General features: G+C 65.3%; 8 protein-coding genes. 6 read left to right on the forward strand and 2 right to left on the reverse strand.

Annotation, left to right across the window (positions count from 1 at the left end):
* Positions 1 to 296 precede the first annotated feature (296 nt).
* Positions 297 to 962: a DUF2278 family protein gene (locus tag JOY90_RS10425; RefSeq protein ID WP_291691051.1), complete on the reverse strand. Its 666-nt coding sequence runs from the start codon at positions 960 to 962 to the stop codon at positions 297 to 299.
* A 123-nt stretch (positions 963 to 1085) separates the two neighbouring features.
* Positions 1086 to 1889 (reverse strand): RMD1 family protein, encoded by an 804-nt coding sequence (locus JOY90_RS10430; protein ID WP_291691052.1) that lies wholly within the window; start codon positions 1887 to 1889, stop codon positions 1086 to 1088.
* A 201-nt stretch (positions 1890 to 2090) separates the two neighbouring features.
* On the opposite strand from JOY90_RS10430, the gene JOY90_RS10435 reads away from it, so the two are divergent.
* From JOY90_RS10435 to JOY90_RS10460, 6 genes are all read left to right on the forward strand, one after another.
* Positions 2091 to 3245, forward strand: coding sequence for a DUF3095 domain-containing protein (locus JOY90_RS10435; RefSeq protein ID WP_291691053.1), 1155 nt, complete (start codon positions 2091 to 2093; stop codon positions 3243 to 3245).
* A gap of 135 nt (positions 3246 to 3380) precedes the next feature.
* On the forward strand, positions 3381 to 3980 hold the full coding sequence (locus JOY90_RS10440) for a superoxide dismutase (protein ID WP_291691054.1): 600 nt from the start codon (positions 3381 to 3383) through the stop codon (positions 3978 to 3980).
* Positions 3981 to 4114: 134 nt separating this feature from the next.
* Positions 4115 to 4489: a fluoride efflux transporter CrcB gene (crcB, locus tag JOY90_RS10445; RefSeq protein WP_291691055.1), complete on the forward strand. Its 375-nt coding sequence runs from the start codon at positions 4115 to 4117 to the stop codon at positions 4487 to 4489.
* Positions 4490 to 4605: 116 nt separating this feature from the next.
* Positions 4606 to 5208: a permease gene (locus JOY90_RS10450; RefSeq protein ID WP_291691056.1), complete on the forward strand. Its 603-nt coding sequence runs from the start codon at positions 4606 to 4608 to the stop codon at positions 5206 to 5208.
* Positions 5205 to 5705, forward strand: a complete 501-nt coding sequence (locus JOY90_RS10455) for a hypothetical protein (RefSeq protein ID WP_291691057.1) — start codon at positions 5205 to 5207, stop codon at positions 5703 to 5705. The genes JOY90_RS10450 and JOY90_RS10455 overlap by 4 nt, the downstream gene beginning before the upstream one ends.
* A gap of 47 nt (positions 5706 to 5752) precedes the next feature.
* A complete protein-coding gene (locus JOY90_RS10460) occupies positions 5753 to 5947 on the forward strand; it encodes a hypothetical protein (RefSeq protein WP_291691058.1) in 195 nt (64 codons plus the stop codon).
* The last annotated feature ends 6 nt before the right edge of the window (positions 5948 to 5953 follow it).

Consider the following 5953-nt stretch of genomic DNA (forward strand, 5'->3'; position numbering starts at 1 on the left):
CTGACGGATGACGAGTCCGTAAGGTGAGGGTGGCAACAAAGCCCGTTCACCCGGGAGATCACGTCATAAGCGTTAACACCATCGCGCAGGGAATGCCGGTGATTTCGGCTGAACCTGTGGTTCCTGCCCCGTGCTCTCTTGCTGCACGGGGGCCATGGGTGAGGCTGAAGCACCCGGCATTCCCTGCGCCCTCTGTTCTTTCGAGGGCGATGCGATCGCAAGGCTCGGGCAAATTCATGCCGCGAGAACGCGTTGTGCTGCCTATGTGAGCTCGCCGCTTGTCCAAATTGTTCTCCTCAGATCGTCTTGGCGTCGGGCAGGGGGTTGCCGAGCTCGTCGGCCGGCACGAGCTGCTGGTCGAAGGCCGAGAAATAGGCCGCCCATTCGGGCTCGCCGAGGTCCACCATCACGGCGCCGTCCTGCCAGACGTCGTTGTGATCGTTGCGATCATCGTCGGGGCGATGGATGAACCGGCCGGTCGAGCCCTGATTGAGATGGACGTCGTGGATGCCGTTGCTGCCATCGGTGAAGAAGCGGCCGAACACATAGACGTCGCGATTCTCGCTTCTTGCCCTCGTTATCAGGCGGCTGAGCGTTGCCGCAGGCTCGGTCCGGTCCGACCCGTCCATCACGTCGCTGTCGCGCCACTTGCCGGTGTTGTCGAGCAGGTCGCCGACGCGCAGATAATCGAGCGCCGGCAGCGCCTGCTCGGTCAGCGGATGGGAGCCGGCCTCGGCCGCCGCCAGCGTCTGGATCAGCGGATGCCGGTAGTCGAACACGAGCTTGTATTTGAGCAGGTCGTCGGCGTCGTTGGTGCCGACATTGACGGCGACCTCCCACGCGTCGCCGTCGATCGGCATCCTGAAATGCAGGTGATACTGGATTTCGTTGCCGTGCCGCGACGGCTGCAGCCGGGGCTCCGAGACGATCTTGCCTTTGATGAATCCGTAGGCGAGGGCCACGATGCCGTTCCTTTCAATTCACGTGTGGGAAATGAGCCGCCGCCGACGCGACGCGGCATTGTCATTGCAATCGATGATTGTGGCAGGAAGCGGCGTCTTCCATGCCGAAAAGCCCGACGCCCGTCAATGCCCGTTGCGGGTGAAGACCTCCCAGAACGTGATCACGATCTCGAAGGCGATCAGGAACACCACGATCAGCTCCAGCCGCAGCGAGCGCTTGGCGTCGATGATGTCGGACAGCGTGGTGGCCGTATCCGAGATGACCTCGAGCTTCCGGTTCAGCGTGTCGACGCGCTCGCTGAGCTCGTATTCGTCCTCGAGCCGCGCGTAGAGCCGCTCGAGATCGGGACGGTCCCACAGCACGTCCGGCTTCTCTGCGACTGCGACGCGGCCGGAGACGCGGTGCTGGACCAGGAGCGCACTGCCGAGCAGCTTCAGCATGTCGGTCCGGCTCTTGGTGGTCTTGCCGGCGCGCGCCAGCTCGCGCGCGAACGGCTCGATCGAGTCGACGACATTGGCGACCTCCCGCTCGTCGCGCGCCAGCACCACGCTCTTGGCGAGCGCGTCGGCGACGATCAGCAGCCGCTCCAGCGACAATTCGCGGACCGGGATCGGGCCGCCCGGCGGGATCGGCTCGTCGGACTCGCGCGCGATCTGGATCTTGGCCCGCTCCTCCTCGTAGGGCGTGAGCTTGCCGAAGGTGCGTGGGTGCAATCGTTCGAGGAATTCCGCTTCGTCATCCGCCGTCAGGCCGATCAGCACGACCACGCCATAGCGGAACACCACGGCAGTACCGGTCACGCCGACACGCAACGCCAGCGGCGTGTTCGACAGCACCTCGCCCTCGAAGGCCGCCGTGTTGATGCGGTCACCGAGCTGGAGCGCATGGGCGGTGATCTGCTGCGTCGTGGGCTCGGCCGGCGTCATGCTTCACGCTAGCAGAGCCCGGCTGGCATTTCGATGACGGGAAGGCAGCCCGGCTCTGCGCGAAAGTCTCTGAATCCACTCTGTTTTCGGGCAATAGCGCAATTTTGCCTTCGATCGACGGCTTCGATAGGTTGCCTGAACCCGATTCTGGCAACCAGCCGTATCTTTCGCAAGCGGCTGACAATCCGAACGAGCCCCCCGATGACCTCTCCCGGCGGCAGTGACGCGTTCTACGGCGGCATCAAGGTATTCCGCGGCTTTGCGCGGCTGATGGAGCCTGCGCTCTATTCGCCGCTGCCGGACGACTGGACCGTCGGCGTCGCCGACATCGTCGAGTCGACCAGGGCGATTGCGAACCAGCGCTACAAGGCGGTCAACATGGCGGGGGCTGCGGTGATCGCGGCGGTGACCAATGCGTTGTCGGGCCGCGAATTTCCGTTCGTGTTCGGCGGCGACGGCGCGAGCTTCGCGGTGTCGGCCGTCGATCTCGACCGTGCCCGCGACGCGCTGGCGGCGACGGCGACCTGGGTGAAGGAGGATCTCGACCTCCCGATGCGGGTGGCGCTGGTGCCGGTCCGTGCGATCCGTGCGGGGGGCGCGGATGTCCGGGTCGCGCGGTTCGGCCCGTCGGCCAATCTGTCCTACGCCATGTTCTCCGGCGGCGGGCTCGGCTGGGCGGAAGCCGCGATGAAGCGCGGCGAATTCGCGGTCGAGCCGGCGCCGTCAGGCACGCAGCCGGATCTCTCGGGCCTGTCCTGCCGGTTCGAGGAAATTCCGGCCTCGCGCGGCCTGATCCTGTCAGTGCTGGTGGTGCCGGCCAACGGCGGCGATCCCGCTTCCTTCCGCAGTGTGATCGAGGACGTCATCGGTCTCGTCGAGCGCAGCCCGGAAGCGGGCCGGCCGGTGCCGTCAGGCGGGCCGCCGCTGCGCTGGCCGCCGCAGGGGCTCGACTACGAGGCGCGCGCCAGGCGCGGCGGTTCGCTCGTCAAGCGTCGCCTGTCCGTCCTCGGTTTCTCGCTGTTCGCCTATACGGTGATGCGCTTCGGCATCAAGGTCGGCCGCTTCGTGCCGGAGGTGTATCTGAAGCAGGTGGTCGAGAATTCCGACTTCCGCAAATATGACGACGGCCTGCGCATGATCCTCGACTGCACGCGCGAGCTGGAAGGCGAGCTCGCGCGGCGGCTTGCCGCGGCAGCGTCGCAGGGCGTCGTGCGCTACGGCCTGCATGCCCAGGACGCCGCGATGATGACCTGTTTCACGCCATCCGCGATGCGCGCCGACCACGTCCACTTCATCGATGGCGCCCGCGGCGGCTATGCCACGGCGGCGACCGCACTCAAGGCGATGGCGGCGTAATGAGAGCCGAGCGCTGCCGTGCGTGGCATGCGGCGAGCGTCGCTCATTTTGCCAAAATGCGGTGTTTAAGACGATTGGAACCTTCTATAAGGGATCACCGTTAGCAACGTCTCCCACAATTGTCGGACGAAACCCATGACCTTTACGCTGCCCCCCCTGCCTTACGCCTATGACGCCCTCGGGGCCCATATGTCGAAGGAAACGCTGGAATATCATCACGACAAGCACCACCAAGCCTATGTGACGAACGGCAACAACGCGATCAAGGGTACCGAATTCGAGGGCAAGTCCCTGGAGGAGATCGTGAAGGGCTCGTTCGGCAAGAACCCCGCGGTGTTCAACAATGCCGGCCAGCACTACAACCACATCCATTTCTGGCAGTGGATGAAGCCGAATGGTGGCGGCAGCAAGCTGCCGGGCCGGCTGGAGAAGAAGATCAGCGACGACCTCGGCGGCTTCGAGAAATTCAAGACCGATTTCGCCGCGGCCGGCGTCGGCCAGTTCGGCTCCGGCTGGTGCTGGCTCCAGGTCAAGAACGGCAAGCTCGAAATCTCCAAGACGCCGAACGGCGAGAACCCGCTGGTGCACGGCGCGACCCCGATCCTCGGCTGCGACGTCTGGGAGCACTCCTACTACATCGACTACCGCAACCGCCGTCCGGACTACCTGAAGGCCTTCGTCGAGCATCTCATCAACTGGGACTATGTCGACGAGCTGTTCGGCAAGGTCGCCTGATCGGAACGACCATCGTTGCGGAAGGAGCGGCGACCACGGGTCATCGCTCCTTCCGCTTGCTTTGTCCTCCTTGCGGTCATCGCATGCTTGCGGCAAAAGCCCTTTGCCGGTGATTTCGAGCAAGGCAGGGCGCGATGGCTTATCTCCTGGTGTTCTTCGGCGGTGGGCTCGGGGCGGCGCTGCGCCACGCCATCAACATGGCCTGCGCAAAAGCGTTCGGCATTGGTTTTCCCTATGGCACCTTCGTCATCAACATCACCGGCTCGACCGTGATGGGCCTGATCGCGGGCTACCTCGCCTTCAAGGGCACAGCGAGCCAGCATTGGCGCTTGTTCCTGATGACCGGCATCCTTGGTGGCTACACCACCTTCTCCGCGTTCTCCCTCGACACTGCGCTGCTCTATGAGCGCGGCGCGCTCGGCCTCGCCGCCCTCTACGTGCTGGGATCCGTCGTGCTCTCGATCGCGGGCCTGTTCGCCGGTCTCGGCTTGATCCGCTATCTGACCTGATCTGACCGCGCATGGCCCTCCAGGGACAGCGCATGGGTCTCGCCGTCGTTTGGTTTGCATCGGCCTGCCTGCAAGACTAAGCAGGGATGAGCCCTCGAACCAACGCGCCAATCCCCTTGTCAGAACCTCCCGTGGACAACCCGGCGCCATCCTCCGACGCCGCGGAGGACGAACCGCGTCCGGGCCGTGCCCGCAAGCCCGTCGGCTGGTCGGTGATCACCATCGGCGTGCTGGTCGCGGTGAGCGCGACGCTGGTCTGGCGCCGCGACGGGCTTGCTGGCGTGCTCGACATCCTGACCCACGACCTCGGCCTGTTCGGCGGCATCCTGCCGCGGGTGCTCGCCGGCTGCCTGCTCGGCGCGTTCATTTCCGAGATATTGCCGCATGACAGGGTGTCGCGCTCGCTCGGGCCGGAATCCGGCCTGAAGGGCCTCCTGATCGGCAGCGCATTCGGCGCGATCCTGCCGGGCGGACCGTTCACCGCCTATCCGGTGGCGAGCGCGCTGCTCGCGGTCGGCGCCGATTTCGGCGCCACCATTTCCATGGTCGTGAGCTGGACGCTGGTCGGCTATGGCCGCGCAGTCGCCTGGGAGCTGCCGATCATGGGCGCCGATTTCACGCTCTGGCGCATCATGATTTCACTCCCGCTGCCCGTGCTCGCCGGCGCATTCGGACGCTTCGTCTATGTCCGGATGTATCCGAAGCGCGGGGACGAATGAGCGCGGCGCTGCTGATCGATCTCATCCTGTGGGGCTCGGTCGCAGCGGTCGGCTTCATCGCCTATCGGAAGGGACCGATGGTGATGACCACGTCGCTGCGCGAGGGCGGCGTCGATTTCATCCGGATCGTGCCGCGCATTGCGCTCGGTGTGATCGGCTCGGGCTACATCGCCGCCGTGATCCCGCAGGAGGTCATCACCGGCTGGCTCGGCCCGGACTCGGGCTGGCTCGGGGTAGCGACCGCCGTGGTCGCGGGCGCGGCCACGCCGGGCGGGCCGGTGGTCGGCTTCTCGATCGGCGCGGTGGCCCTGAAAGCCGGGGGCGGGCCGCCGCAGGTGCTGGCCTATGTGATCGCCTGGGCGCTGTTCGCGTTTCAGCGGTTGCTGCTCTGGGAGATACCGTTCATGCCGGCGCGGTTCGTGTGGTTTCGGGCCGCTGTTTCCATTCCGTTCCCGTTTGTCGCGGCCGCGATCGCGATGGCGATCCATAAGCCCTGAATTGTCGGATCGTGGACTCCTGTAATGTTATAATATAACACAGTGCGATGGTTCCATCGCACGATCATGCCCATCCGCACGGCCATGCCCATGTTCATGCCCATCCGCACGGGCCGGATGTGCCACATCCCGCTCAAATTGCGCCATGGTCGATCCTGCGGATGCCGGTTCTGTCCCGGCTCGCCGCGGCGGTTGCGGTCAGTGCCGCCCTGTGGGCGATCGTGCTTGCGGCGATGCGCTAGCCATGG

The sequence above is a fragment of the Bradyrhizobium sp. genome (assembly GCF_019242285.1).
Classification (GTDB): domain Bacteria; phylum Pseudomonadota; class Alphaproteobacteria; order Rhizobiales; family Xanthobacteraceae; genus Bradyrhizobium.

Bases quoted from the DNA above. Each gene is read 5' to 3' on its own strand.
- JOY90_RS10430 (WP_291691052.1), bottom strand. From the start codon at position 1,889: ATGACGCCGGCCGAGCCCACGACGCAGCAGATCACCGCCCATGCGCTC.
- JOY90_RS10435 (WP_291691053.1), top strand. From the start codon at position 2,091: ATGACCTCTCCCGGCGGCAGTGACGCGTTCTACGGCGGCATCAAGGTA.
- JOY90_RS10440 (WP_291691054.1), top strand. From the start codon at position 3,381: ATGACCTTTACGCTGCCCCCCCTGCCTTACGCCTATGACGCCCTCGGG.
- crcB (WP_291691055.1), top strand. From the start codon at position 4,115: ATGGCTTATCTCCTGGTGTTCTTCGGCGGTGGGCTCGGGGCGGCGCTG.
- JOY90_RS10455 (WP_291691057.1), top strand. From the start codon at position 5,205: ATGAGCGCGGCGCTGCTGATCGATCTCATCCTGTGGGGCTCGGTCGCA.
- JOY90_RS10460 (WP_291691058.1), top strand. From the start codon at position 5,753: ATGGTTCCATCGCACGATCATGCCCATCCGCACGGCCATGCCCATGTT.